General features: G+C 63.6%; 28 protein-coding genes and 1 pseudogene. 10 read left to right on the top strand and 19 right to left on the bottom strand.

The genetic code is table 11. The features are described from left to right. Nucleotides 1–139 precede the first annotated feature (139 nt). Nucleotides 140–424 (top strand): hypothetical protein, encoded by a 285-nt coding sequence (locus ACVWWQ_RS11825; RefSeq protein WP_133947182.1) that lies wholly within the window; start codon nt 140–142, stop codon nt 422–424. A 70-nt stretch (nt 425–494) separates the two neighbouring features. Beyond that, on the top strand, nt 495–875 hold the full coding sequence (locus ACVWWQ_RS11820) for a hypothetical protein (protein ID WP_133947184.1): 381 nt from the start codon (nt 495–497) through the stop codon (nt 873–875). A gap of 118 nt (nt 876–993) precedes the next feature. On the opposite strand, the gene ACVWWQ_RS11815 is transcribed toward ACVWWQ_RS11820, so the two are convergent. Further along, nucleotides 994–1,245 (bottom strand): hypothetical protein, encoded by a 252-nt coding sequence (locus ACVWWQ_RS11815; RefSeq protein ID WP_133947186.1) that lies wholly within the window; start codon nt 1,243–1,245, stop codon nt 994–996. A 42-nt stretch (nt 1,246–1,287) separates the two neighbouring features. Between ACVWWQ_RS11815 and ACVWWQ_RS11810 the strand changes: the two genes are divergently transcribed. Next, nucleotides 1,288–1,890, top strand: a complete 603-nt coding sequence (locus ACVWWQ_RS11810; protein ID WP_133947188.1) for a hypothetical protein — start codon at nt 1,288–1,290, stop codon at nt 1,888–1,890. Nucleotides 1,891–1,958: 68 nt separating this feature from the next. Continuing rightward, nucleotides 1,959–2,276: a hypothetical protein gene (locus ACVWWQ_RS11805; protein ID WP_133947190.1), complete on the top strand. Its 318-nt coding sequence runs from the start codon at nt 1,959–1,961 to the stop codon at nt 2,274–2,276. A gap of 449 nt (nt 2,277–2,725) precedes the next feature. Here ACVWWQ_RS11805 and ACVWWQ_RS11800 read toward each other — a convergent pair. Continuing rightward, nucleotides 2,726–3,034: pseudogene (locus tag ACVWWQ_RS11800) on the bottom strand (transposase); the annotation flags it as partial. Between the two features lie 80 nt (nt 3,035–3,114). Between ACVWWQ_RS11800 and ACVWWQ_RS11795 the strand changes: the two are divergent. After that, nucleotides 3,115–3,678 (top strand): peroxiredoxin, encoded by a 564-nt coding sequence (locus ACVWWQ_RS11795; protein WP_133947192.1) that lies wholly within the window; start codon nt 3,115–3,117, stop codon nt 3,676–3,678. A 67-nt stretch (nt 3,679–3,745) separates the two neighbouring features. Here the strand turns inward: ACVWWQ_RS11795 and ACVWWQ_RS11790 are convergent, their stop codons facing one another. The 3 genes from ACVWWQ_RS11790 to ACVWWQ_RS11780 form a co-directional block, all read right to left on the bottom strand. Continuing rightward, on the bottom strand, nt 3,746–5,656 hold the full coding sequence (locus ACVWWQ_RS11790) for a M61 family metallopeptidase (RefSeq protein WP_208321585.1): 1,911 nt from the start codon (nt 5,654–5,656) through the stop codon (nt 3,746–3,748). A 190-nt stretch (nt 5,657–5,846) separates the two neighbouring features. Further along, nucleotides 5,847–7,424 carry a M20/M25/M40 family metallo-hydrolase gene (locus ACVWWQ_RS11785; RefSeq protein ID WP_133949214.1) on the bottom strand — a complete coding sequence of 526 codons (1,578 nt, stop codon included), beginning with the start codon at nt 7,422–7,424 and terminating at the stop codon, nt 5,847–5,849. Between the two features lie 232 nt (nt 7,425–7,656). Next, entirely contained in the window at nt 7,657–8,574 is a 918-nt protein-coding gene (locus ACVWWQ_RS11780) for a LysR family transcriptional regulator (RefSeq protein WP_133947196.1), read from the bottom strand. Between the two features lie 120 nt (nt 8,575–8,694). Between ACVWWQ_RS11780 and ACVWWQ_RS11775 the strand changes: the two genes are divergently transcribed. The 3 genes from ACVWWQ_RS11775 (at nt 8,695) to ACVWWQ_RS11765 (ending at nt 11,003) form a co-directional block, all read left to right on the top strand. Next, the gene (locus tag ACVWWQ_RS11775) at nt 8,695–9,102 is read left to right on the top strand and encodes a DoxX family protein (protein WP_099653824.1); all 408 of its coding nucleotides are present in this window, start codon (nt 8,695–8,697) and stop codon (nt 9,100–9,102) included. Between the two features lie 61 nt (nt 9,103–9,163). Next, nucleotides 9,164–9,886, top strand: coding sequence for a pirin family protein (locus tag ACVWWQ_RS11770; RefSeq protein ID WP_133947198.1), 723 nt, complete (start codon nt 9,164–9,166; stop codon nt 9,884–9,886). A gap of 208 nt (nt 9,887–10,094) precedes the next feature. Then, nucleotides 10,095–11,003 (top strand): glutaminase, encoded by a 909-nt coding sequence (locus ACVWWQ_RS11765; protein WP_133947200.1) that lies wholly within the window; start codon nt 10,095–10,097, stop codon nt 11,001–11,003. 56 nt (nt 11,004–11,059) lie between these two features. On the opposite strand, the gene ACVWWQ_RS11760 is transcribed toward ACVWWQ_RS11765, so the two are convergent. Then, entirely contained in the window at nt 11,060–11,707 is a 648-nt protein-coding gene (locus tag ACVWWQ_RS11760) for a GNAT family N-acetyltransferase (RefSeq protein ID WP_457383402.1), read from the bottom strand. A gap of 353 nt (nt 11,708–12,060) precedes the next feature. Here ACVWWQ_RS11760 and ACVWWQ_RS11755 point away from each other — a divergent pair, with 353 nt between their 5' ends. Together ACVWWQ_RS11755 and ACVWWQ_RS11750 are read left to right on the top strand one after the other, a co-directional pair. Continuing rightward, a complete protein-coding gene (locus ACVWWQ_RS11755; RefSeq protein ID WP_133947204.1) occupies nt 12,061–13,275 on the top strand; it encodes an NAD-binding protein in 1,215 nt (404 codons plus the stop codon). A gap of 592 nt (nt 13,276–13,867) precedes the next feature. Beyond that, nucleotides 13,868–15,217, top strand: a complete 1,350-nt coding sequence (locus ACVWWQ_RS11750) for a chloride channel protein (RefSeq protein WP_457383401.1) — start codon at nt 13,868–13,870, stop codon at nt 15,215–15,217. A gap of 46 nt (nt 15,218–15,263) precedes the next feature. On the opposite strand, the gene hisIE is transcribed toward ACVWWQ_RS11750, so the two are convergent. From hisIE to ACVWWQ_RS11685, 13 genes are all read right to left on the bottom strand, one after another. Beyond that, nucleotides 15,264–15,896, bottom strand: a complete 633-nt coding sequence (gene hisIE, locus ACVWWQ_RS11745; protein ID WP_133947208.1) for a bifunctional phosphoribosyl-AMP cyclohydrolase/phosphoribosyl-ATP diphosphatase HisIE — start codon at nt 15,894–15,896, stop codon at nt 15,264–15,266. 202 nt (nt 15,897–16,098) lie between these two features. Next, nucleotides 16,099–16,869 (bottom strand): imidazole glycerol phosphate synthase subunit HisF, encoded by a 771-nt coding sequence (gene hisF / locus ACVWWQ_RS11740; RefSeq protein ID WP_133947210.1) that lies wholly within the window; start codon nt 16,867–16,869, stop codon nt 16,099–16,101. Next, nucleotides 16,863–17,591: a 1-(5-phosphoribosyl)-5-[(5-phosphoribosylamino)methylideneamino]imidazole-4-carboxamide isomerase gene (hisA, locus tag ACVWWQ_RS11735; RefSeq protein ID WP_133947212.1), complete on the bottom strand. Its 729-nt coding sequence runs from the start codon at nt 17,589–17,591 to the stop codon at nt 16,863–16,865. Before hisA ends, hisF begins: the two co-directional genes overlap by 7 nt. Next, nucleotides 17,588–18,178, bottom strand: a complete 591-nt coding sequence (gene hisH, locus ACVWWQ_RS11730; protein WP_133947214.1) for an imidazole glycerol phosphate synthase subunit HisH — start codon at nt 18,176–18,178, stop codon at nt 17,588–17,590. The genes hisA and hisH overlap by 4 nt, the downstream gene beginning before the upstream one ends. A 130-nt stretch (nt 18,179–18,308) precedes the next feature. After that, nucleotides 18,309–19,376, bottom strand: coding sequence for a bifunctional histidinol-phosphatase/imidazoleglycerol-phosphate dehydratase HisB (gene hisB, locus ACVWWQ_RS11725; protein ID WP_133947216.1), 1,068 nt, complete (start codon nt 19,374–19,376; stop codon nt 18,309–18,311). Then, on the bottom strand, nt 19,373–20,464 hold the full coding sequence (gene hisC / locus ACVWWQ_RS11720) for a histidinol-phosphate transaminase (RefSeq protein WP_133947218.1): 1,092 nt from the start codon (nt 20,462–20,464) through the stop codon (nt 19,373–19,375). The genes hisB and hisC overlap by 4 nt, the downstream gene beginning before the upstream one ends. Then, nucleotides 20,461–21,768: a histidinol dehydrogenase gene (hisD, locus tag ACVWWQ_RS11715; protein WP_133947220.1), complete on the bottom strand. Its 1,308-nt coding sequence runs from the start codon at nt 21,766–21,768 to the stop codon at nt 20,461–20,463. The genes hisC and hisD overlap by 4 nt, the downstream gene beginning before the upstream one ends. Beyond that, nucleotides 21,765–22,658 carry an ATP phosphoribosyltransferase gene (gene hisG / locus ACVWWQ_RS11710; protein WP_099653436.1) on the bottom strand — a complete coding sequence of 298 codons (894 nt, stop codon included), beginning with the start codon at nt 22,656–22,658 and terminating at the stop codon, nt 21,765–21,767. The genes hisD and hisG overlap by 4 nt, the downstream gene beginning before the upstream one ends. Continuing rightward, a complete protein-coding gene (locus ACVWWQ_RS11705; RefSeq protein WP_099653437.1) occupies nt 22,655–22,990 on the bottom strand; it encodes a YerC/YecD family TrpR-related protein in 336 nt (111 codons plus the stop codon). The genes hisG and ACVWWQ_RS11705 overlap by 4 nt, the downstream gene beginning before the upstream one ends. 191 nt (nt 22,991–23,181) lie before the next feature. Continuing rightward, nucleotides 23,182–23,343, bottom strand: coding sequence for a 30S ribosomal protein THX (locus ACVWWQ_RS11700; protein ID WP_099653438.1), 162 nt, complete (start codon nt 23,341–23,343; stop codon nt 23,182–23,184). Between the two features lie 67 nt (nt 23,344–23,410). Next, nucleotides 23,411–24,385 carry a cation diffusion facilitator family transporter gene (locus tag ACVWWQ_RS11695; protein WP_457383400.1) on the bottom strand — a complete coding sequence of 325 codons (975 nt, stop codon included), beginning with the start codon at nt 24,383–24,385 and terminating at the stop codon, nt 23,411–23,413. 46 nt (nt 24,386–24,431) lie between these two features. Continuing rightward, nucleotides 24,432–24,866, bottom strand: a complete 435-nt coding sequence (locus ACVWWQ_RS11690; protein ID WP_099653440.1) for a MerC domain-containing protein — start codon at nt 24,864–24,866, stop codon at nt 24,432–24,434. Nucleotides 24,867–24,963: 97 nt separating this feature from the next. After that, nucleotides 24,964–25,452, bottom strand: a complete 489-nt coding sequence (locus ACVWWQ_RS11685; RefSeq protein WP_099653441.1) for a transcriptional repressor — start codon at nt 25,450–25,452, stop codon at nt 24,964–24,966. Nucleotides 25,453–25,460: the final 8 nt, after the last annotated feature.

Here is a 25,460-nt window from a genome sequence, read left to right as displayed (position 1 = left end):
TTGCACTCCGCTTTGGGCTATCGTTCTCCTGTCGAGTTCGAGGCACAATGCGGCTAACCAGCCGGTGTCCACTTTTGCGTAGGAACTCTCCGGCTTCGCCGCCGCTTAATTCCAGCGTTAGCCGCTTCATGGAGGTCACATGGAAATTGATTTCTCGATCGGGAACGTCTCAGCAAAGCTAGTTCGTGGCTGGTTCCTCGGTGGTATGAAGTTGGTCACTCCGTCAGAGAGCATTTGGCTTCAGCACCCTTTACAACCCAGCACTCACTTCTCGTTTCGTCTTAAACGTTCTTGGCAACGTAGTATTTCTGGTCATCAGGTGCGGGTCGAAAAGACTCGTTCATTACTCGTCGCCGGTGTCAGGCCGCAAAGTTACAGTGTGTTCGTGGATGGTGAGTTGGTCGCAAACGATCATGGCCTGTAGACCAGCGGCTAACCGGTCATTCGAGGCGGACGGCTACGCCGCCGCTCAATTCCAGCGTTAGGTGTTCAACGTGGCGACCCTGCAGAACGTACTTTTCGGGAAAATTGCCGATCGCGAAACCGCAGTCGATCTAGCAGAGTGGGCAGCTTTCGGATTCTTTATCGCTGCCGCAGCTGTCGCTGCATTCGCTTTTTTGGCTTGGTTCGGCTTGCTGCTTGTTGCAGTCCTGTTTGCAATTTGCGGCCACTTCACGCGTTACAAATCAAGCCGTCTCGCCGCTGTGGCAGGCGTCTTCTTGTCGGTTCTTTGCTTGCTCGTTCCTTTCTTGTTTCCGGGTGACAGGAGCGGCATCCTATTTATCGCTGTCATTTGGTCTGGTGTTCGCGGTGTTGAGGCAACATTCAAATTGCATGGTAGGTTCTCTGCGCAACGCTCGTCGCAGAACACCTAACCCGTCATTCAAGCGGACGGCTCCGCCGCCGCTTAATTCCAGCGTTAGTCGGCAGAAAAGCATCCTTTTTGTGTTTTCTTCGCGTTCGCCGCTGCTGGCTTCGCCGGCGCTGCGCGAGTCATGCTGGTTCGGGCTGGCCTGCGTTGTTTTCTTTCGCGCGCTTGGTCGTTCGTTGTGTCTCGCGCGCGTTGGCGCATTTCGCCTCTTCCTGCTTTGCCGTGCGCGCGGTGTGTCGCAACGTGATCTTTGTCGTCAGCGGTTCGTTCTTCGCACGCAGGCCACAGCCATCGCGGCATTGCCGCGCTTTCAAAGCAGCGCTATCGTGTCGCCAACCGACGGCGCAACGTGTGCCGTCTAACCAGTCATTCAAGCGGACGGCTTCGCCGCCGCTTAATTCCAGCGTTAGGTTTACATGCCAGACTACATTCCAGCTCAAGCATTGATCGCAATCGGAACAGTGGCGGCCGCCCTCATCGCAGCCGCCCTTTCGTATGTCAACCTGACGCTCACGAAGGAGCAGAAAACATCTCAATTCCGTCAAGCATGGATTGACGGTCTCCGAGAAGATCTTTCAAAGTTTTTTGCTGCCCTTAGAACAGTTGCGCGTGCAGAGGGTGCGTTTTACAAGGCTGGCGAGAACTACGAGAAGCAGAACTTCCCTTGGTCGAGTGAGCAAGTTGCGAGCCAACGGCAAGCTGCCTCAGAAATGCTCTATCGCATCAAGCTGCGACTTAACCCTGAGGAAGAAACGCATATAGAACTCTATCGACTTCTTCTTGTCGCCCTGTCGGAGCAGAAAAAGCTTTCAAAAAAAAGCTTTGACTCCGAACCGACCATCGAAGCGATCGACACTGCAAGCGACTATGCGCGCCCAGTTTTGAAAGCCGAGTGGCGGCGTGTAAAGGCAGGCGAGCGTCCTTTTCAAATCGCACGCAACTGGGTTGCGCCAGTCATTATCGGGTTGTGTTTGGTCTTCATTGCAGTGCTTGTGTTTTCCCAGTTCAAGCAAACCTAACAAATCGTTCAAGGCGGACGGCTTCGCCGCCGCTTAACTCCAGCGTTAGGCCGCACATGCGAGATTTAATGTCGTCTCAAGACCTTCTTTCCGGTGCTGTCGCATTGGGCGCCTTGTTGGCTTTGTTGTTCTTCGTGAGGCTTCGTACACGCCGCGTCATTCCGTCCCGCGATGCCGGCGAGCTGCAGGCGTTCCTTGTAGGCTGCGTGAGTGAGCTTCGACAGGTGCTGGAACGTTCGGACTTGGACGCCACGTCACTAGGACGCGAAACCAATGCCATCTTGCAAAAGATGCAATCTCGAAACTCTGATGGAGCGCTTGACGCATTCATTCAAGACAATCGTGAGGCAACCAAGCAGATCATTGCGCGTCGGCGCGCGGCCTAACCAATCCGTAAGAGACTTCCCGTCAACTCCAGCCGCATGAGGCTTTTGCCCTGAGCTTGCGGGCCACTGCTGGTAATGGTGTTGTCCTGATGTTGCGTGCTGCTTGTCAGTGCTGCGCGGGTTCAACGAGTGTCAGGCTGCATTTCCGTCCCGCAAGGGGATTTCCTTTGGTCATAACCGGTCTTGTTGAGTCGATGGTGCTGACTCGGACCTGTGTATAAACCGCACCCAAAGACCTCATTCGTTCATCGGACTGTCCGGTGTCCGGCGATCAACCGACACACCGTTTGGACGTCCATCTAGTTAGTCAGGTTCTCTTCGGGTCGGCCTGAACCGTTGTCTACCGCTTCGCGCTGACGTTGAATCGAAACCTTGTTGCTACGCTGCGTTGGCCGTGTGGCCGTGTGGCTGCGTTGATGCATCGGATGATGGAGGCACGCGTGCGGGTCTTAGTCCACGTCACGGGCCAGCATCGCCCAGATCTGCCGCGCATGTTTGTTGGCGATGGCGACGATCACCTTGCCAAAGGGCATGCGTCCGTCGAGGGAGCGTATCCACCGCTGTTCCGGTGTGGCCTTCTCGGTCGCCACCGCCTTGGCTCGCTGCAGACTGCTACGCGCGCCCTGGACCAACAGCGTGCGCAAGTAGCCATCACCGCGAAAGCTGATCGCGGCCAGTCGGGCGTGTCCCCCGCTGGAGTATTGGCTGGGCACCATGCCGAGCCACGCGGACACTTGCCGACCGCTGCGAAACTCTTGTCATCACGACGGCATCCATCCGGGGCGTTCCGGCGTATACATGTACATTGGCTGTCCTGCCCCTGCCCGGAGTTCCCGTCATGAAATCATTGATGAAATTTGCAGCGCTTGCCTTGATCGGCAGCGCTACTGTTGCGATGCCCGCCTTTGCGGCCCTGAAAGCCGGTACCCAGGCTCCTGAATTCAGCGCGCCCGCCTATCTGGCCGGACAGCCTTTCACATTCGATCTTGCCGATGCGCTGAAGAAAGGCCCGGTGGTGGTGTACTTCTTCCCCGCGCCGCATACCTCCGGCTGCAACGTCGAGGCGCATCTGTTCTCCCAGGCCATTGACCAGTTCAAGGCCGAGCACGCCACGGTGATCGGCGTCACCGCCGGCAACCTGGACCAGTTGGCGGCGTTCTCGAAGGAAACCGAGCATTGCGGCGGCAAGTTCCCGGTGGCCGCCGACGCCGGAGCGAAGATCGCCAAGCAATACGACGCCACGCTGCTGATGCGGCCGGGCTGGTCGGATCGCACCTCCTACGTGATCGCCCCGTCCGGCAAGATCACCTACGTCTACTCCAACCTCAGCCCCACCAAGCACGTGGAAGAAACGCTGAAGGCAGTGAAGGCGATCGAGAGCGCGGGCCACAGCGGCATGTAAACAGGACGGGGCGGGTCGAGTGCGGTCCATCAAGCGCACTCGACCCGCCCCGGCGTATCACCCTGCCCTATTTGCGCGCCGCGATGATCTGGCTGAGGTAGTCCGGCGTGCCCTCGATGCGCACCAGGTGCGGGTACTGCAGGCCCTCGTGGTAGTTCACCGGCACGGTGCGGTAGCCCCCCTGGTATTTCAGCAGCAACTGGATCGGCGTCTTGCTGCCTTTCGCTGCGGTGATCGCGTCTTTCAGCACGTCGGCGGAGTAGGTCTGGCCGTTGACCGCTTCCAGCGTGGCGCCGGAGCTGACGCGGGCCTTGAAGGCGGGGCCGTTCCAGCGGACGTCATTGACCTGTCCCTTGTCAGTCATCGTCAGGCCGATCGACCAAGCGAAATTGAACAGGTGCCGGGGCGATTCCGGCCGCGCGTTGTACTGTTTTTCGTATGCACTGGGCTGATCGGTGTAGACCAGTTTCCAGCCGGTGGCATCCAGCCCCCCGGCCAGCGGCGGATTGAGCGTATCCACGCGTGCATGCAGGAAGCCGGCCCAGTCGTCTTTCGCCACGCCGTTCAAGGCCGCAACCACATCGTCGAAGGTGTAGGTTTTGGTGACGAAGCTGCCGTCATCGACGCCGAAGAAGGCCTGGGCGAAATCATCCAGCGATTTCGCGCCGTGGGTCAGCGCGCGAAGGCGTGCGTCGACCGCCAGCCACAGCATCTGGCCGCCGCTGTAGTAGTCCTCACTCATCTGCCAGCTGCGATACGGCAGGCTGGCGCGGCGCGCGGCGGTGGCGTCGTTGGTGGTGTCTTCCAGCGTGCGCCACTGGAAGCCCTCGCGGTTGCGATCGTAATTGGCGGCCACCATGGCCAGCGCATCGCGGAACTGCTGCGGCGTCCACATGCCCGAACGCGCGGTCAGCACGAAGCCCCAGTACTGGGTCTGGCCTTCGTAGACCCACAACAAGGAATCGCCCATCGGCACGTTGAAGTTGGGCGTCCACAGATCGGCCGGTCGGCGGAACTTGCCGTTCCACGAATGCACGTACTCGTGCGCCAGCAGGTCCCGATTCGGCGCGTTGTCGGCCCAGGCGGTGAAGTAGTCCGCGTCCATGCCGTCTTCGCTGGACTGATGGTGTTCGGTGCCATTGCCGGCCAGCACGTCGGACAGCGAAAACAGGAAGTCGTAGTGATCGTAATGGTGCGAACCGAACAGGCGCACCGCCTGCGTCACCAGCGCGCGATGCACCTGCAACTGCTCGGGCGTCATCTCCAGGTACTTCGGCTCGTCGGCGACGATGTCCAGGTGCACCGGGGCCTTGCCGCCGGGATTGAGATCGACGCGCTTGAAATGTCGGCCGGCGTAGATCGGCGAATCGACCAGAGTATTGAAGGTCACCGGCTTGAACGTCGTCGTGTCACCCGCTTGCGACGCGGTTTCCAGCGCGGTGCCCAGCTGCCAGCCGGGCGCCATCGTCACGCTGGGTGAAAACGTGATGGCGCGCGAAAAGTGACCGGCCGGATACAGCGACACCTTGCTCCACGCCATGTCCATCATGCGGTCGGTGATCTCGAACCCGCCATTGCGCGGTGACATGTATTCGAACTGCACATCCAGACTGGTCGCGCCGGCCGGCACGTCCAGATGGAAGGCGTACACGTTGTATTTGTCCCGCTTCCACATCACCGGCTTGCCGTTGGCGCTGAGCTTGAGACCGGCCAGCATGTCGATCGGACCGGTCGGCGAGTGGTCACCGGGAATCCATTGCGGATACAGCAGGGTCAGCGGGCCGGCCGTGACCGGCATCGTTTCGTGCACGCGGAAGATGCCTTGCGCGGTATCGCTGGCATCGACATGCAGCGCGATGGTGCCCGGGTACGGCGTGTCCTGTGGTGCCGGCACCTGATCGGCGGGCAGCGCCTGCGCCTGCACCGCGCCCGCCGCGAACGCGGTGGCGAGCGCAAGGCCGATCATCGTGCGTCGCATGCCAGCCCTGCAGCGACTGAGGGAAAGAACGGGCATGGGCGGACTCCGGCGGTGAATGGGTGGGTGGAACAAATTACCACCACTGTCCCGCGGCCGGGGAAGTTCACCGACGAGGAGCATCCATCTCCGCCGTTGAACGACAAAGGGCCGGCAGGGCCGGCCCGTCGGAGTCATCCACTTCGCGGATGACTCAGTTATCCAGCAGCGGCTTGCGTGGCAGCTTTTCCTCACGCATGGCCGCGTTGTAAACGAACGACGCGACGATCGCCGCGGCCTGTTTCAAATCCTCCGGCTCGGCGTGATCAAAGGTGTCCAGATTGCTGTGATGGACGTTGCTGAAGTAATCCAGACCATCCTGGATGAACTGGAAACCCGGAAGGCCGACGTGATCGAACGACACGTGATCCGTGCTGCCGGTATTGCGGCTGACCACGGTGGTGGCGCCCACGTCATGGAACGGTTCCAGCCACGCCTTGAAGATCGGCATCACGGCCAGATTCTCCTGCGCATAGATGCCGCGGAATCGGCCCGAGCCATTGTCCATGTTGAAGTAAGCCGAGAAACGGTCGTAATCGCGCTTCTTCTGCAATGCACCGGTCGGCTCGCGCAACGACGCCGGCAACGCCTTCTGCTTCGGATCGGTCGGTTCCGGATAGGCCGCGAAATGCCTGGCCACGTAGGCACGCGATCCGATCAGGCCCTGCTCCTCGCCACTCCACAGCGCCACGCGAATCGTGCGCCGGGGCTTGGCCCCCACGGCCTTGAGGATGCGCATGGCTTCCATCATCACCGCCACGCCGGCGGCATTGTCGGCCGCACCGGTACCGGTGTGCCAGGAATCCATGTGCGCACCCAGCATCACTATTTCACCCGCCTTGCTGCCGTGACCGGGGATCTCGGCCACGGTGTTGTAGCCGGATTGGTCCGCTTCATCGGTGAATCGCGCTTTCACGTTGACGCGAAGTTTCACCGGCTGCTTGCGATCGACAGCACGCACCAGCTGGTTGTAATGCTCGGCGGCCATCGCCAGTTCCGGCACGCCGGCCGACTCACCCGCTTTGCGCGAGCCACCGCCGCCAACACGAATGATGCCGTTGTCCCAGCCGCTGATGCTCAGCGTGGCCAGCACGCCTTCGGCGACAAGGAATTCGTTGGTGGCGCGCGCCAGTTCCTGGCGTTCGGTGTAAGACTTGATCCGCCTGGCGCGAGCCTTGTCGTCAACATCTTTCGGCACGGCGAATGCCTGCAGCTCGGCCAGACCCGCGTCGTCGTGGCGATGCGAGTCAGCCTCGACCCCACGCTTGTAGGGACGTGCATCGCTCAGCAACAGGATCTTGCCTGCCAGCTTGCCCTTGTACTTGTCCAGGTCGGCGAGCTTCTTGATGGCGACTTCCATCACCTCGCCCTCGACCGGACCCTGGGTGCCCGGCGTCCATGCCTTGGGCAGCGCATGCAACGGCAAGGTGCGGGGGCTCAGCATTTCGACGCTGGCGTCGCTGAATTCCCAGCCACGGCCGAAGCCGTCGAAGGCCTCGTCGTGAACGTTGACCAGACCCCAGCCATTGAACTGCTCGCGGGTCCACGCATTGGCCTGTGCCATCTGCGGCGAGTTGGTCAGGCGCGGACCAATGCTTTCGGTCAAGTGGCTGAAAGTGGCCATCACCTGCGAATGGTGGAACGCCTCCTGGCGAATGCGGCTGACCATATCCAGATCAACCGGCTCCTGCGCCATCGACACCCCACTGAATCCCAGCCACAGCACCCACATGCAACGCTTGATCACATCCTTCCCCTTGGGCTTCGGCCCGACACGCAAAAGCCGAGTCTAACGGCCTGCCAGCGGGCACTCACAGGCCTTTAGTCATGCCATCGCCGCAAGACGCCGACGCCATGGACCATCCACCGGCATCCCGCAACGCCACGGTCAGGAATGAACAGCGCAATTGGACGGCCGAATGATTTCGGTCATCCATTCCGATTCCACGGAATGGATGTCGGCGTCAGCCAGCGTTCTTCCGGGCGTCCACCAACATGTCGGCCTCACCGAATCGCTCCACCAGGAAATCGCTGAAGGTGCGCACCAGCAACGATGACTGGCGATGCTGCGGATACACCGCGTATACGGTGAATCCCTCGGGACGGAACGACTCCAACACGGCAACCAGCCGGCCATCCGCCAATGCGTCGGCGACGATGAAGTCGGGCAGGCTGACAATGCCAAGCCCCGCGATTGCCGCATCACGCAGCATCTCGCCGTTGTTCGCCCGCATCGGCCCACTCACCGGAATCTTTCTGGTGCGCTCGCCGATGCGAAAGCTCCACTCGCCGTGACGCACATGCCCGTATATCAGGCAGGCATGAGCAGAAAGTTCGTCAGGTGCAGCCGGCGTCCCGTGCCGGGCCAGATACCCTGCGCTGGCACAGCTGATCAACTGGACGGTGGTGATCCGCCGCGCGATCAGGCTGGAGTCGGTCAGCGTGCCGATGCGCACGGCCATGTCGTAGCCCTCGCCGATCAGGTCGACCATGCGGTCATTGAGTTCCAGTTCCACCGACACATCCGGATGCCGCTGCATGAAGGTCGGGATCAGCGAGCCGAGGTGCAAGGTGGCAAACGTCATCGGCGCGCTCAACCGCAGCACGCCTCGCGGTGTCGCCGTCTGACTGGAGATCATCTGCTCGGCCGCATCCACTTCCTGCAGGATGCGCTGGGCACGCTCGTGGTAGGCCAGTCCCAGATCGGTCACACGCAGCTGCCGGGTGGAGCGAATCAACAATCGCGCGCCCAACCGCTTCTCCAGTGCGGCAATGCGCTTGCTGACGAACTGCTTGGACAGGCCCAGCCGATCCGCCGCGGCGGTAAAGCTTTGCGCATCCACCGTTTCGGCAAAGATGCGCATGTCCTCGAGCTGGCTCATTGTCTCTTCCTGGTTGACAGTCTTAAGCGAAACAGCATCTTTCTCGGGTTGAATGGCGACTCTAATATTCCGCCCCAGATGCAGCAACCGCTGCGTTATCTCTCAATTTGGAGCATCGCCATGCATCGTCAACCATCGTTCGTTCCTGCCGCGGCCCGTGTCTTGCTGGCATCGCTGTTCCTGGTCAGCGGCTTTGGCAAGCTCGTTGCGCCCGCCGCCACCAAGGCGTACATCATGTCGGCCGGCCTGCCCTTGCCTGACCTGGCCTATCTGATCGCCGTGGCGGTCGAAGTTGGCTTGGGCCTGGCCCTGCTGCTCGGCTACCGCACGCGCGTGGTGGCAGCCTTGATGGCGGCTTTTACCGTTGCCACCGCGTTTGCCTTCCACGCGCATTTCGCGGACCCCAACCAGATGACCCACTTTCTGAAGAATCTTTCCATCAGCGGCGGTCTGTTGCAGGTAGCGGCTTACGGCGCCGGCGGGTTTGCGCTGGACGCGCTGCGCTTGCGCCGAGTCCAGACGGCCTGAGCACTTCGGCTTCACGGGGGAGCAAGCCTCCCCCGACATCTCATCCACGAGGAGAAACACCATGATGCAAGTACGCAAGGCTTCTGAGCGCGGCGTCGCCGAGCACGGCTGGCTCAGCTCACGCCATACCTTCTCGTTCGCCAGCTACCGGGATCCCAGCCAGATCGGCTTCTCCGACCTGCGCGTGATCAACGAGGATCGCGTCGCCCCGGGCCAGGGTTTCGGCACGCACCCGCACCGCGACATGGAAATCTTTTCCTACGTGCTTGAAGGCACGCTGGCGCATAGCGACAGCATGGGTACCGGTGCGGAAATCCTGCCCGGCGACGTGCAGTTGATGAGCGCCGGCAGCGGCGTGACTCACAGCGAGTTCAACGGTTCCAGCGAAGCGCCGGTGCACTTCCTGCAGATCTGGATCGTGCCCGACCGTACCGGCGGCAAACCGGTGTACCAGCAGCAGCACTTTGACGATGCGGACAAGCGTGGCCGCCTGCGCCTGATCATTTCACCGGATGGCCGAGACGGTTCGCTGCGCATCCAGCAGGACACCCGCGTCTATGCCGGGCTTTTCGACGGCGACGAAAATGCCACGCTGACGCTGGACGAGAATCGTCACGCCTACGTGCATGTCGCTCGCGGCAGCATCGAGCTCAACGGGGTGAAGCTGGAAGCCGGTGACGGCGTGCGCCTGCGCCATCCGGAAACCCTGCAGCTGAGCGCCGGCAAGGATGCCGAGGTGCTGGTGTTCGACTTGCGCCCGCAGGAACAGCCGCAGATGCCGTGAATGGCAAGGCCGGTGGAGGCGCCCGAATGGAGGGCGCCTCCACCGGCTTTTGCGTGGCTGCCATCGCGGCGCGGCACGGCGCCATCGAGGCGCTGCAGGCGGGCATGGCCCGACACGTTCTCCGCGCGAACGGGCATGACGGGCGCGCCGACTACAAAGCAGGCTGTCGATGACCTAGGCTGGCACCTCTTCCACTGCGCTCCGGCCGATGTCCTACCAATCCATCCTTGAGCAAATTCACGCCGAGATCGCGCCCACGCTGCCGCAAGGCCGGGTCGCCGATTACATCCCGCAACTGGCTGGGGTGGACCCGCTCAAGTTCGGCATGGCCGTGTGCGATACCCACGGACGCATGGCCAGCGTGGGCGACGCCGACGAGCGGTTCTCCATCCAGAGCATCTCCAAGGTATTCACCCTGACCCTCGCCATGCAGCATCAAGGCGAACAACTGTGGCAGCGTGTGGGCCGCGAACCATCCGGCACCTCGTTCAATTCGCTGGTGCAGCTGGAGTTCGAGCAAGGCATTCCACGCAACCCCTTCATCAATGCCGGTGCACTGGTGGTCACCGACACCGTGCTTTCGTGCGTGGGCGACGCCAAGCTTGCCCTGTGCGAACTGGCACGGTCACTGAGTGGCGCCAGCGACATCAGCTATGACCCGGCGATAGCCGCATCGGAAGCGGGGCGCGGCTATCGCAACGCGGCGCTGGCCAATTTCCTGAAAAGCTTCGACAACCTGCACAACGAGCCGGCCGAAGTGCTCGATGCCTATTTCCATCACTGCGCGCTGGCGATGAGCTGCACCGAACTGGCCCGCGCCTTCGTCTACCTGGCCAACCACGGCAAGCATCGCGGCGCGGCGCTGATCACGCCCAGCCAGGCCAAGTACATCAACTCGCTGATGCTCACCTGCGGCACCTACGATGCCGTGGGCGACTTCGCCTATCGCGTGGGCCTGCCCGGCAAGAGCGGGGTCGGCGGCGGCATCGTGGCGGTGATGCCCGGCACGTTCAGCGTGTGCGTGTGGGCACCCGGTCTCAACGCCAGCGGCAATTCGCTGGCGGGCACGCGGGCGTTGCAGCGGTTCTCGGAACTCAGCGGGCAATCGATCTTCTAGTCCGTGCATGCCGTGCCTTCCCGTTCCCGATGCTGGCGGCTCGAACGCACCATCCATCAATCACGCGGGCGTTCGAGCACCGCGACATGGACCTCGCAACGCAGCTGGAATCCGAGTTTCCGGTACAGCGCGATGGCTGCAACATGGTCTTTCCACGCATGCAGGAAGGCGGTTTCCCCACGCGCGGCCATGGCCGCAGCGACATGGCGTGACAGCTGCCCGGCAAAGCCTTGCCCGCGAAAATCCGGATGCGTGCACACGCCACTGAGTTCGGTATGACCGGCGAAGCGGAAGCGCTCTCCCGCCATCGCAACCAACCGGCCATCCACGCGAATGCCGAAGAAGTTGCCCATGCGATGGGTATGAAGCAGGAAGGGCCCCGGCTCGGTCAAGGTGGCCAGCGCCAGCATCTCGGGCGCATCCTGCTCGGTCAGCGCAATGATGCCGCGGCTGTCGCGCGGAGCCTGCACTGGCGACCGAGCCGTCATCTGCACGCCACGGGCCAGCCGGATCGCGGTCAGCTCTGGCGGCATGACGATTTCCGCTGCCTGCAGACAGAACACCTGCTCCCCGGCCTGGACGAGACTGGCCAGCGACGACAACGCGACCGCGCCGTCGTCGCGCGCGGCGGCGAAGCGATTGACTTGCGGATCGTAGCGGCGCGCCAACTCGCCTCCCACGGAAAGATGGGCATGGGTGGACATCAGACTGGACCATACCGGCCGATCAAGCGGATTCATTGCCATGGCACAGGCCCACACAAACGATGAGATACGCAGATGGAACCGGGCATGCCGCAGATCTCGCCCGGTTCCGAAAAGTCTACTCGGCTGACCCCGTGGCGCGCGCAAGGCACGTGGGTTTCCTTTCGCTTCGGGCAGGCCGCATACTCCCTTTCATCCAGGCCATCGGCTCCACTGGTGACAGCACGACGCCCAGCACCACTGCATGCTTCAGTCCACACGTTTTGGCGCACCGACGCACTGTCGCCGGCGACGCGCCGGCTGCTGCCGTCGATCACGCCGATGACCGTCCCTGAATTGCGCGGCGGTCGCGCATGAAGACCCGTCCCGTGGTTCGTGTTCGTCCCTTGCTGCGTCGCTGGTACGCGGCAGTGCGCGGGGAGTTGTGGTTTCCGCACGTGCCGCTGGCGCTGGCCATGGCTGCCGGCGGGCTGTTCCTTCTGCGGATGGACTTCGGCGGGCGCTGGCAGCATTACGCCGACGCGCTGGCGCACGGCCGTTTCGACCTGCCCCCGGGCCTGCTTCCGCCACTGCTGATCGGGGGTGGCATGCTGATCATGGCCGGCGGCCTGCTGTTGCGCTCGCGGCTGGCATGGACGATGGCCACCTTGCTGGTGATCACCGGCGGGGTCAGTCTGCTTTTCGGACACCATCTGCAGTCACATGTTTTGCTGTTGTACTTTGTGCTGGTGCTGGTCGGGCTCGCGTTTGCCTGGCGCCAATTCGATCGAAGCAGCGTTGCCGCCAGCACCCTGTTCGCCATCACTTCGGTGGTCATGCTGATCATGTATGCCACGTTCGGGGCCTATTATCTCGGCAAGGAATTCAAGCCGGAAATCGGCGACCTGATCACCGCGCTCTACTATTCCGTGGTGACCATGAGCACCGTGGGCTACGGTGACATCACGCCGCAAACTTCTGAAGCGAAGCTGTTCACCGTTTCCATCATCATTCTTGGCGTGGCCGTGTTCGCCACGTCACTGACCGCGGTGATTGCGCCCATGGTCAGCAACAGCCTGCACCGCATCGTCAACCGCAAGGGCCCACGCATGAAACGCGAGAACCACTTCGTCGTCATCGGCAATGGTCCGCTGGCCATCAATACGGCGCGGGAACTGATCCGCCGCGGCCATCCGGTGACCCGGCTGCTGCGCAAGGCGCCGGAGAACGTGGACATCCGCGACAGCGATGTCGACATGGTGATCGGCGATCCCAGCAACATCGATGTCCTGAAGGAGGCTGGCGCACACCATGCCGAAGCCGTGCTGGCCATGATGATCGACGATTCGGAAAACGCCTTCGTCATCCTCGCGGTCAAGGAACTGGGCGGCAAGGCGCGAACAGTGGCTGCCGTCAACGACGCAGCGCACCTGAGCCGGGTGCGGCTTGCGCAGCCGGACGTGGTGATCTCGCCCCAGGTGCTTGGTGGCGAATTGATCGCCATGCTGATGTCCGGCGAGGAAGTGACTTCCGACTTCGTGATGAAGCATGTCTTCCAGCGCAGCGCCGATCCGGCCCCCGGCGTCTGACCCGGCCCGCCACCGCTCGTCGGGCGCATTGAACAACGGCATGGCAGACGCCGGGTACTGATGGCGTCACGGGCGAGCGCTGGTTCGTTCGATGAAGCGGCCCATGGCCTGTTTGCCCAGGAGCGGCGAGGGCTGATCGTTCTCGAATGCCCTAGATACCGCGGCGCCAGTTGCCGCAGCGCAAGCCGAAGTTGTGGAAAGCCGTGTTGCGCAGGTGCGCGCCCGCATCAGAGAAGCTCATGATGGCCAAGGGTGGTAGAGATTGATCGCCACGCGCGCGGGGTCGTGGTTGCCGAACAGTGTGGACCCGCGACGTTTCGGGCCCTGACATGCAGTTCGTCAATCCGGCGCAGCTGACAGCCAAGCGTATCAAGTCGCACAGGCTTGCCCGGTGGATTCGCCGCCGCGGATACGCGTATACGCCTGAGCCTTGCCGCATGGTCTTTGCCGTTGCGCCCGGCGATCCCGGCAACATCGATGTCCTGGCAAGCCACACCGGCTCGTATCGCGATCCAGTTGATAGAATGACCGGCTTGTTTCTCCTGTCGGGTCACCCTCCATGCACCGGTCTCAACTAACCGAACCGCTGGTGATGCTGGCGACGGTCCTGCAATGGCTGATCCTCTCCATCTTCACCGGCGCACTGGTCGGCACCGGCTGCAGCGTGTTCCTGCACATCCTGTTTGCGACGGCCGACCGCACCTACACCGCGCCACTGTGGCTGCAGATGACCCTGCTGCCCATCGGCGGCCTGCTCAACGGTCTGCTGCTGTATTACGGCAAGCGCCAGAACCGCACCGGCCTCAAGGATTCGGTGATCATCGCGGTCAACGATCAGCATGGCGAACTGCCGTGGCGGACCTTGTGGATCAAACCGGTGGCCACGCTGATCACCTTGGGTACTGGCGGATCCGCCGGCAAGGAAGGCCCGTGCTCACATCTTGGCGCCAGCATTGCTTCGGGCGTGGGCGAGCTGTTGCACCTGAATTCGGAACTGCGCCGGCGCCTGGTTGCGTGTGGCGTCAGCGCCGGCTTTGCCAGCGTGTTCGGCACGCCCATCGCGGGCGCGATCTACGGCGTCGAGATGCTGGCCATCGGCCGCATCCGTCACAACTTCCTGTTCCCCGCCATCGTGGCCGGCGTGACCTCGTACGAAGTCAGTCGCTTCTGGGGCGTGCCCTACCCGCACATCAACATCTCCTTCGCCGGTGACTTCACCGAGTTGCTGTTTCTGAAGACCGTGATGATCGGGATTCTGTGCGGTGTGGTGGCGTGGATTTTCATCGAATTGCTGCATGGCATGACGCGCCAGTTCACCCGGCTGCGTGTGCGGTTTTCGATCTGGCCGCCGCTGGTGCCGTGCATCGGCGGCGTGATACTGGCGCTGTTGCTGTTCGTGGTCCCGAACGATTACATGGGCCTGAGCATTCCATTGATGGATCGCGCGCTCGAAGGACAGCCGATGCCTTATCTGGGCTTCCTGTGGAAAGCACTGCTGGTGGCGATCACGCTCGGGTCGGGTTTCTACGGCGGCCTGATCACCGAACAATTCGTGATGGGTGCCGTGGCCGGTGGCGCCTTCGCCCACCTGTTCGGCGTGCAGCCCGAACTTGGCGCGGCCGTAGGTCTTTGCTCGGTGGTTGCGGCGGCGTCCAACACGCCGATCGCCGCGATCCTGATGGGCGTGGAATTGTTCGGCGGCGACAGTACGCTCTACGTCGCCGGCGCGGCGATCGCCGCCTACCTCATCGTCGGCCACCGCAGCGTCTATCCGGAACAACAGATCGCCGCCACCAAATCGTCCTGGGTGACCACTCGCGCCGACATTCCCGTTAGTCAGGAGAAAGTGCGGCTGTCCAGCGAACTGGTTCACTGGTGGAATGAACGTCGGCGCGACCGAAAGCCTTCTGTCCCCGATGAGCCGCCGGAAGACCGGCTGTAGCCGCCCTCCGTGACAGAGTTATTCGGCCCGCCCCCGCGCCAGGCCACTACGGCTGACGGTGCCGCGTGGCCAGCATGTTCACGACATCCGCCAAGGAAAGGTCGCGCGCTCTCAGCGCAACGATGAGGTGAAACAGCAGATCCGCCGCCTCGCCCAGCAGATCCTCGTCCCCCTGCACGACCGCTGCCAGCGCCGTCTCGACCCCTTCCTCGCCCACCTTCTGCGCGATACGGCGCATGCCGCCGTCGAACAGTTTCGTGGTGTAGCTGCCCTCGGGCCGCTCGACATGACGCTGCGCCACCAGCGCGTCGAGTTCGGCGAGGAAGCCCAGCGGCGGGCGCACGTCGATGCTGTCGCCGAAGCAACTGGAGCTGCCGGTGTGACAGGTCGGACCGTGCGGTTCGGCCTGAATCAGCAAGGTGTCGGCGTCGCAGTCGATGCGCATGGATTTCAGCGCCAGCACGTGACCGGAGCCTTCGCCCTTGGTCCACAGCCGCTGCTTGCTGCGACTGTAGAAGGTGACGTGGCCGCTGGCCCGGGTCTGCGCCAGCGCCTCGACATTCATGTAGCCAAGCATCAGCACTTCACCGCTGCGCCAATGCTGGATGATTGCCGGCAACAGGCCGTCGCCCTTGGCCCAGTCGAGGCGGCTGGTGTCGGTAGCTGTGTCACTGTTCATCGCAGTTCCTGATTGATCGCATCGTTGAACCACCGCTCTTCCTGAGCCCCAGACCGGCTCAAGAAAGGCGTCGATTGAAGTTGAAAGATCGCGCGGCTTGGGCACTTCGACTTCGCTCGCTGACGCGAGCTACGCTCAGTGCGAACGATGGTTGGTGGTGGCGCACATTCGAAACCTTCCGGCTCACTGCATGGCTTGTCGTTCATCGTCGTATCGCGACGCCTTGCTCGTCCAGGTATCGCTTGAGCGCAGGAATCGCGATGGTGCCGGAATGGAACACGCTGGCGGCCAGCGCACCGTCCACATCGGCCCGGGCGAAAGCATCGTGGAAATGCTCCAGCGCACCGGCACCGCCGGAGGCGATCAACGGCACGTGGCAAATCGACCGTGCGGCGGCGAGTTGTTCAAGGTCATAACCATGGCGCACGCCATCGCTCCCCATGCAGTTCAGCACGATCTCGCCGGCACCGCGTTGCTGCGCTTCGGCGATCCAGTCCAGCGTGCGGCGCGGCAACGCCCGAGTCTTCGACGGATCGCCGGTGTATTGGCGCACGCGCCATTCACCGTCGCCATCGCGCAACGAATCGACGCCGACCACCACGCACTGCACGCCGAACGCGGCGGCCAGCTCGTCGATCAGCGCGGGGCGTTCCAGGGCGGGTGAGTTCACCGAGATCTTGTCGGCACCGGCGTGCAGCACCGCACGCGCTTCGTCGACCGAGCGGATGCCGCCGGCGACGCAGAACGGGATATCGATCACGCGGGCAACTCTTTCGACCCAGCCACGATCCACGCCACGCCCTTCCGGACTGGCGGTGATGTCGTAGAACACCAACTCGTCGGCACCCTCGTCGCGATAGCGCAGCGCCAGCTCGACGATCTCGCCCATCACCACGTGGTCGCGGAAACGCACGCCCTTGACCACCTGGCCGTTGCGCACGTCGAGGCAGGGAATGATGCGACGGCTCAACATGCCAGCGCCTCCTGTACCGTGAAGCGACCTTCCAGCAATGCACGTCCGAGGATCACGCCCTGCGCGCCGGCCGCGCGGGCAGCGCGAATATCGTCCAGCGAGCGCACGCCACCGGAAGCCTGCACCACTAGCGCCGGCACGCACTGGGCGAGGTGGCGATAAAGTTCCAGATTGAAGCCGGCGAGCATGCCGTCGCGGTCGATGTCGGTACACAGCAGGTGCCGTGCGCCGCGCGCGGCATACCAGGGCGCGAGTTCGTCCAGCGTGCGCGACTCCAGCTCGGTCCAGCCGGCGCTGGGCAAGGCCCAGTGACCCTCGATGCGGCGGGTATCCAGAGCTATCGTCAGGTGTTCGGCGCCGAAGGTCTGCAGCCATTCGGCGACCTGCTCGGGCGCGCGGATGGCGATGCTGCCCAGCACCACGCGAGTGACCCCGGCGTCGTAGAGACGACGCAGATCCGCCTCGTTGCGCACGCCACCACCGGCCTGCACGCGCATGCCATCGGCGGCGATGCCCTGCACCACCGCGAGGTTGTCGAGATTGCCCGAACGCGCACCGTCCAGGTCGACCAGGTGCAACCAGCTTGCGCCGGCTTCCGCGTAGCTGCGTGCCAGTGCGCGGGGATTGCTCGCATACGTGGTTTGCTGCGCGTAATCGCCCTGCTTCAGCCGCACCACCTGGCCGCTGCGCAAATCAATCGCAGGTATGACGTCGAAGTTCATAGGCGGAGAAAATTCTGCAGGAGCTTGGCGCCGACGGCGGCGGATCGCTCGGGATGAAATTGCATGCCGTGGAAATTGCCGCGCGCCACGACGGCGGAAAATTCACCTGCATAGTTGGTGCTGGCCAGGGTGAAGTCGCCCAATGGCACCGCGTAGCTATGCACGAAATAGGCCTGATCGTCTTCGTTCAGGCCCGTCAGCAGCGGATGCGGCTGCCGGGCGACCAGCCGGTTCCAGCCCATATGGGGCACGCGCACGCCGGGCTGCTCGTGAAAGCGTTGCACCTCGGCAGGAATGAGTCCGAGGCATTCGGTATCGCCCTCTTCCGAATGCGTGCACAACAGTTGCATGCCCAGGCACACGCCGAGCACGGGCTGGGTCAGCGACCGCAACAACTCGACCAGCCCCAGCTCACGCAAGCGCGCCATGCCGGGGCCTGCTGCGCCCACGCCAGGCAGGATCACCTTGTCGGCGGCGCGGATCACCGCGGCATCGGCCGCAAGCGCGGCGTCCACGCCAAGCCGCTGCAAGGCATAGCGCACCGATCCGATATTGGTGCCGCCTGCATCAACCAGTACCACGCTCATGCCACGCCCTCCCGGCGCCGTCGCAGGAGCCCGCTCGCGGGCGATGCTTCTCTCGTCGCGCGGATTGGGTATGGGGAATGGCAGATGCCAAAGAACATCGCCCGCGAGCGGGCTCCTGCAGTCACAGGCATCACAGCGTGCCCTTGGTGCTGGGCAGTTCGCTGCCTTCGCGGCGGATTGCCTGGCGCAAGGTACGCGCCACGACCTTGAAGCAGGCTTCGACCATGTGGTGGGCGTTGTCGCCACGCACGGACAAGTGCAGATTTGCCCCCAGCGTTTCGCACAGTGAGCGGAAGAAATGCGGCACCAGTTCGGTAGGCACTTCACCGACACGTTCGCGCGGAAAGCTGCCCTCGAACACGAAGTACGGACGACCGGACAGATCCAGCGCGGCGCTGGCCTGCGATTCGTCCATCGGCAGGGTGAAGCCGTAGCGGCCGATGCCGCGCTTGTCGCCGAGTGCCTGCTTCAGCGCCTGGCCCAGCGCCAGCGCGCAGTCCTCAATGGTGTGGTGTTCGTCGATGTGGGTATCGCCGTCGCAGCGCAGCTCCAGTGCGAAACCGCCGTGCTTGCCGATCTGCTCCAGCATGTGGTCGAAGAAACCCAGCCCGGTATGCGCGCTGGGTTCGGCCACGCGATCCAGATCGATGCTGACGGTGATGCGGGTTTCCCTGGTGTTGCGCACCACCTTGGCGGTGCGCGGCGCGTCGAGCACTTCGTGCGCCAGCGCTTCCCAATTCAACCCCTGCGGGCCGACCCGGCAACCACGTACACCGAGGTTCGCAGCGAACTGCAGATCGGTCTCGCGATCGCCGACCATCGCCGAGGCGGAGCGGCTCCAGCTGTCGTCGGCAAGATAGTGTCGCGCCAGGCCAATGCCGGGCTTGCGCGTGTCCAGGCCTTCCCGGGCAAAGCTGCGGTCGACCAGCACCTCGCGAAAGCGGATGCCTTGCGACGCCAGGATGCCCAGCAGCAGTTCGTGCGGACCGGTGAAATCCGCTTCGGGAAAACTGTCGGTGCCGAGACCGTCCTGGTTGGTCACCATCACCAGTTCGTAGCCGGCCACCACGAAGCGCTGCAAGGCGGCGATCACGCCCGGCAGCAGCGCCAGCTTCTCGTAGCTGTCGATCTGCTGGTCGGCCGGCTCCTCGATCAGGCAGCCGTCGCGATCGACAAAAAGAATCTTTCTCTGCTTCATGCCGAGCCCTCCGCGAAACCCCGGCCATGCATGGCCGCGCTTTCCAGCACAGCCAGCATCTGATCGTTCTCGATGGGCGTGCCGATAGTGATGCGCAGTGCATCGCCGAGGTTCGCATAGCGGCGGATGTCGCGCACCACGACGCCAGCCGCGAGCAGGCGGCGATAGATCGTCGCGGCATCATTGAAACGCACAGCCAGAAAGTTTGCCTGTGACGGCAGCACGGCCCGCACGCAGACCAGTGCCGCCAGCGCGCCGCGCACCCGCTCGTGCTCGTGACGTACCGTGGCCACATGCTCGCGTGCGAGCGCCTGGCCCTGTTCGGTAAACGCCGCCATGACCGCCGCCACGCACGGCAGCGGCAATGGATACGGCGGCATGATCCGGCGCAGCAGCGCGATCACTTCGGGATTGGCCAGCAGGCAGCCGATGCGCGCGCCGGCCAACGCCCACGCCTTGGACAAAGTGCGCAGCACCGCCAGGTATTCGTAACGATCAATCAGGTCGGCCACGCTGCTTTCGTAGGCAAACTCGATATACGCCTCGTCGACCACCAGCAAGGCGCGGCCATCCAGCTGTTGCAGCAGGCGCTCGATGCTCTCGCGCGGCACGTACTGGCCGCTCGGGTTGTTCGGCGTGCAGATGAAGATCAACTTGACGGCGGGCGTCACCCCCGCCAGCACCGCATCGACGTCCAATGAGAAATCATCGGCCAGCGGCACCTCGATCACGGCGGCGTTCTGGACGCGTGCGCAGACGCTGTACATGCCGAACGTCGGCGGCTGGATCAGGATCGCGTCCCGACCAGCACGACAGAACGCGCGAACCAGCAGGTCGATCGCCTCGTCACTGCCGCGGCCGACCAGCAGTTGCTCGTGGCGCACGCCGTACAGCGCCGACAGGGTCGCGATCAACGCCGCCGGCTGGGGTTCCGGGTAGCGATTGCAGCCCACGCCATCATCACCCCATGGCGTCCACGCCGATTCGTTGGCATTGAGGAACACCTGCCCGCCGGCGGCCTCCATCCGCGCGGAGGAATACGGCTGCATCGCACGGATCTCCGGCCGTGCCAGATCGAGCACGCTCATGGCATCGCCTCCAGTACCGCCAGACGCAAGGTCACCGCGCGACGATGCGCTTCCAGTTGCTCGGCCGCGGCCAGCGTGGCCGTGCATGGGCCGATGTGGCGCAGGCCGTCGGCGGTGACCTCCTGCACGCTGATCTGCTTCTGATAACTCGCTACCGACACGCCACTGTAGCTGCGCGCGTAACCGTACGTCGGCAACACATGGTTGCTGCCGCTGCAGTAATCACCGACCGATTCCGGCGTCCACTGGCCGAGGAAGATCGAGCCGGCACTCTCGATGCCGTCGAGCAGATCGCGGGGGGCGGCGACCTGCAGGATCAGGTGCTCGGGTGCATAGCGGTTGCTCACCTGGACCGCCTGCGCCAGCGACTCGACCTGGATCAAGCGACTCTGTGCCAGCGCCTGGCGCGCGATCGCGTTACGTGGCAACTCGGCACATTGGCGTTCGACTTCAGCGGCCGCCTTGTCCAGCAGCCCGGTCGACGGACTGAGCAAAATCACCTGTGAATCCGGACCGTGCTCGGCCTGCGACAGCAGGTCGGCGGCCACGAATACCGGATTCGCATCGGCATCGGCGATCACCAGCACCTCGGACGGACCGGCTGGCATGTCGATCGCCGCGCCGTCCGGGTCGGACGACACCTGCAACTTCGCCTCGGTGACCCAAGCGTTGCCGGGACCAAACAATTTGTCGCACTTCGGCACGCTGCCGGTGCCATAGGCCATCGCGGCGATGGCCTGCGCACCGCCCAGCTTGAACACCTTGCGTACACCGGTCAGCCGCGCCGCATACAGCACGGCTTCGTCGCAACGACCATCGGCGCGCGCCGGCGAACACAACACCACGTCGCGACACCCGGCGACCTGCGCCGGCACACCCAGCATCAAGGCGGTAGACGGCAACGGTGCGCTACCGGCCGGCACATACAAGCCAACCCGACTGATCGGGCGCAGCATCCGCTCCACCCGTACGCCGGGCGCGGTGTCGACGACCACCGGCTGCGGCGCCGTGGCGCGATGGAACAGCTCGATGCGTGCGGCGGCCTCGCGAATCGCCGCTTTCAGCTCGGGATCCAGCGTCGCCTCGGCAGCGACAAACTCGGCCTCGTCCACCTCGATGGCGTCCAGCGTGCAGCGATCGTACTTTGCGCTGAGTTCGCGCAAGGCCACGTCACCGCGTTCGCGCACGGACGCAATGATCAGCTCGACGCCATGACGAAGGTCGTCCGCACGCGATTGTGACGGCCGGGCCAGCGCCTCACGGCGGCTTGCGTCATCCAGTGCATTCCAGTCGAGACGTTTCATGCCAGCATCTTCTCCACCGGCAACACGAACATCTCGCGCGCGCCGGCCTTCTTGATCTCTTCCAGCTGTCGCCAGCTCACCTCGCCGGCACACAGCGCCTGCAACATCAATTGATCGGGCTGCCCGGCGACCGGCAGCAAGGTCGGCTGCGGCCCGCCGGGGAGCAACCGGATCACCGCTTCCAGCGTGTGGCGCGAGGTCTGCAGCAGCAACAGGCGCGACTCGCGCACCTGGATCACCCCATCCAGCCGCTTCAGCAGCAACTCGAGCATGTCGCCGCGCTCGTCCACCGGCAGGGTCAACGGACCGGCCAAAACCGCCTCGCTCTCCAGCAGCACATCGGCTTCGCGCAACTGGTTGGCGACCAAGGTGCCACCGCTCTGCACCAGATCGCAGATTGCATCGGCGGTTCCCAGCTTGGGGGCGATCTCGACCGAGCCGGCCAGCGTGACCACACCCGCCTGGATGCCCTGCGTGCGCAGCCATTCGCCAAGCAGGCCGGGATATGAAGTGGCGATGCGTCGCCCCGCCAGGTCTTTCGGTGCGCTGTAGTCCAGTTCCTGCGGCACCGCGATCGACAGGCGGCAACGACCGAAGCCGAGCGGCCGCAATTCGGCCAGCGGTTCGCTGTCTCGCCCGGCGGTGAGCTGGAACTCGCCCAGCACATTGCGGCCGACGATGCCGAGGTCGCAGACACCTTGGGCGATCAGGCCCGGAATGTCGTCGTCCCGAACCAGCAACAGGTCAACCGGTTCGCCTTCGCCGAAACAGAACAGCTTGTCGCGGCTTTGCCGGAAGGTGAGCCCGCAGCGGGTCAGCAGATCCAGCGCGGGTTCGGTCAGTCGACCGGACTTCTGCATCGCGATACGCAATCGATCCCGCGGCTTCATGCTTTCTTCCTGGCTGTTTGTGCCTGTCGCCGCGCCGCCCTGGCCGCGGCAGCCAGATAGCCGCCACTGCCCTGGTTGAGGTAGCGCGCCACCCGCCCGATCGTGGTGATGCTGACGGCCGTGCGCTCGTGGATTTCCCGATAGGACACGCCTTCGAGCAGATAGGGAACCACGCGCCAGCGATCGACCAGCACCTCCAGCTCGGCCGGCGTGCACAGGTCACTCAGGAAGGCACCCATCTCTTCGCTGTTGCGCAACGACAGCAGCGCCTCGTAAAGGCTTTGTTCGGCTTCCCCCACGGGGGACTCGGGATCCAGCGATCGACGCTTCATAATGTACTAACGCATTAACACAGTGATGCGCACTGTACACGACGAGTGAGGGCGCAGCAATCAATGATTTGCGGGCTGCGCCGAGCGCGGGCTCCGGGGCTCCGGCTACACGAAATGGCGGAAGGCCCGCCAGAAACAAAAACCCCCGCCGAGGCGGGGGTTTTGTACGGCAGCTGCAGAACGAAGCTGGCTCAGGCCGACTTCTTCTTCGGCGCCGCTTTCTTGGCAGCAGCCGGCTTGGTCACCGTCGACTTGGCGCCAACCACGGCCGGCAGGACGCCGTGCGCACGGGTATTGCCGTAGCTGCCGCGATAGGTCTTGCCGCGACGGGTCTTGCGATCGCCCTTACCCATGGGGAACTCCTTGATTTATTGGATGAACGGTCTGCCATCATAGCAGTGCCGCGGCTCGCCCGGATAGTCAGGGATGGCGATGTCCGGCGCAATCCCCGGTGAGATCCTGGCAGGCACCGGGGTCAATCTGCACGGTCACGTGCTGGACCCCGAAACGCTCGCGCAACATCAGCTTGATTGATTGCAGCACCACGGCGCCATCGGCATCCTCCTCCAGCTCGGCATGAACGGTAGCCATGCGCGAACCCGAGGCCAACTGCCAAATGTGCAAATGATGGATGTCATGAATGCCCGGCGCGGCCGTGCGCAGCGAGGTTTCCACCGCGTGCGTGTCGATGCCTTCGGGCACACCTTCCAGCAGGATGTGGGCCGACCTGCGCAGCAATCGCCACGCGCTGTTCAGGATCAGCAGCGAAACCAGCAGCGACAACAGGGGATCGGCCCACAGCCAGTGAAACCAGCGAATCGCCAGCGCCGCCAGCACGGCAGCCAGCGAACCCAGCAGGTCACCGAGCACGTGCAGGCTGGCGCCGGCCAGATTGACGTCGTCATGCGCGTGTCCGTGCAAGGTGCGCAGCACCAATCCGTTCACCAGCAGGCCCGCGACCGCGACCACCAGCATCACCCCGGAGAGAATTTCGCCAGGATGGCGCAGGCGAATCACCGCCTCATAGGCGATCCAGGCCACCAGCACGAACTGGCTCAATGCGTTGACGAAACCGGCCAGCACCTCCATCCGGCCGTAGCCATAGCTGCGCCGGGCATCGGCCGGCTTGGTGGCCATCCAGGCACCCACCACGGCCAACAGCAGGGCCAGCGTGTCGACCATCATGTGCGCGGCATCGGCAAGCAGCGCCAACGAACCTGACCACATGCCGCCGATCACCTCGACGACCATCATGATGCCGGTCAGCACCAGCGCCAGCAGCAGCTTGCGGCTGCTTCCGCCCGCCGTCACTCCGTGGTCGTGGTCGTGGTCGTGGATTGCGTCGTGTTCGTGCGCCGATCGAGGCGTGTGATCGTGATGGTCTGGCATGTTCATGCGCGCATGCTAGAAACGGGCATGGCCGTTACACAATCACCACGACTCAATGCGCGCACTGCGGGCTGTGTACATGGACGTGCTCGCGATGACGATCCAGCCGCAAGTTGACGAAGTGCGCCGCCGCCAGCATCAGGCCGCCGCAAGTCACCAGCACGCTGTGCAGGATCGGCGAACCCATGTCGATGAAGGCAATGCCCAGCAGCAGCAAGGCCAGCCCCGGCACCGCCATTCGCAGCGGCAACGCGCGGCGATGCCGGCGATAGCCACGCACCAGCACCAGCGCAGCCAGCACGCAGGCACACAGCACGAAGATGCGCTCAAAACGATGGTCAGCCAGGAACTCCATACCGATCAGCGGCAGCAGCGCCAGCACGAAAGGCAGCAAGGCGCAGTGGATCGCACACAGGAAAGACGCGACCGCACCAACGCGATCGGCAAGATGCCACCAACGGGATTTGCTCGACTGCTCGGATCTCATCGACTCGCCCCGGCGTCACCAAACAGTGGTGACTCTGAACCCGGTAGACGGATGTTACATTATAACATTGGCCCGCGCCATCCCCTGCCGCTGTCACTCAAGGCTTGCGGCAATTCCGGCAGATGCCGTGCACTTCCAGGGTCTGCGCCTGGGGACGGAACCCTTGCGCCCTGGCCTGCGCCTCGATCAGTTCGGCCACCCGCTCATCGCAAACTTCCTGGGCGCTCGAGCAGACGTCGCAGATCAGGAACGGCACTTGATGTGCCTCGGCCGGGTGGTGACAAGACACGAAGGCATTGATCGATTCCAGCTTGTGGATGAAACCGTTCTCGAGCAGGAAGTCCAGCGCCCGGTAGACCGTCGGCGGCGCCGCGTTGCCATGCTTCTCCCGCAACTGGTCGAGCAGGTCGTAGGCCTTCACCGGCTTGTGTGCAGCGGCGATCAGCTCCAGCACCTCCTTGCGCAGCGGGGTCAGCCGCAGCCCACGCTCCTCGCTGGCATGCTCGACCGCGCGCACGAAGCCTTTGGCATCGTCATGATGATGCCCATGGTGCGAGTGCGGGTTGCTGGCGGCGTCGTGGCTCAAGATGTCAC

It is taken from the genome of Rhodanobacter sp. TND4EL1, assembly GCF_054061035.1.
This window is presented reverse-complemented; position numbering and strand designations above follow the sequence as displayed.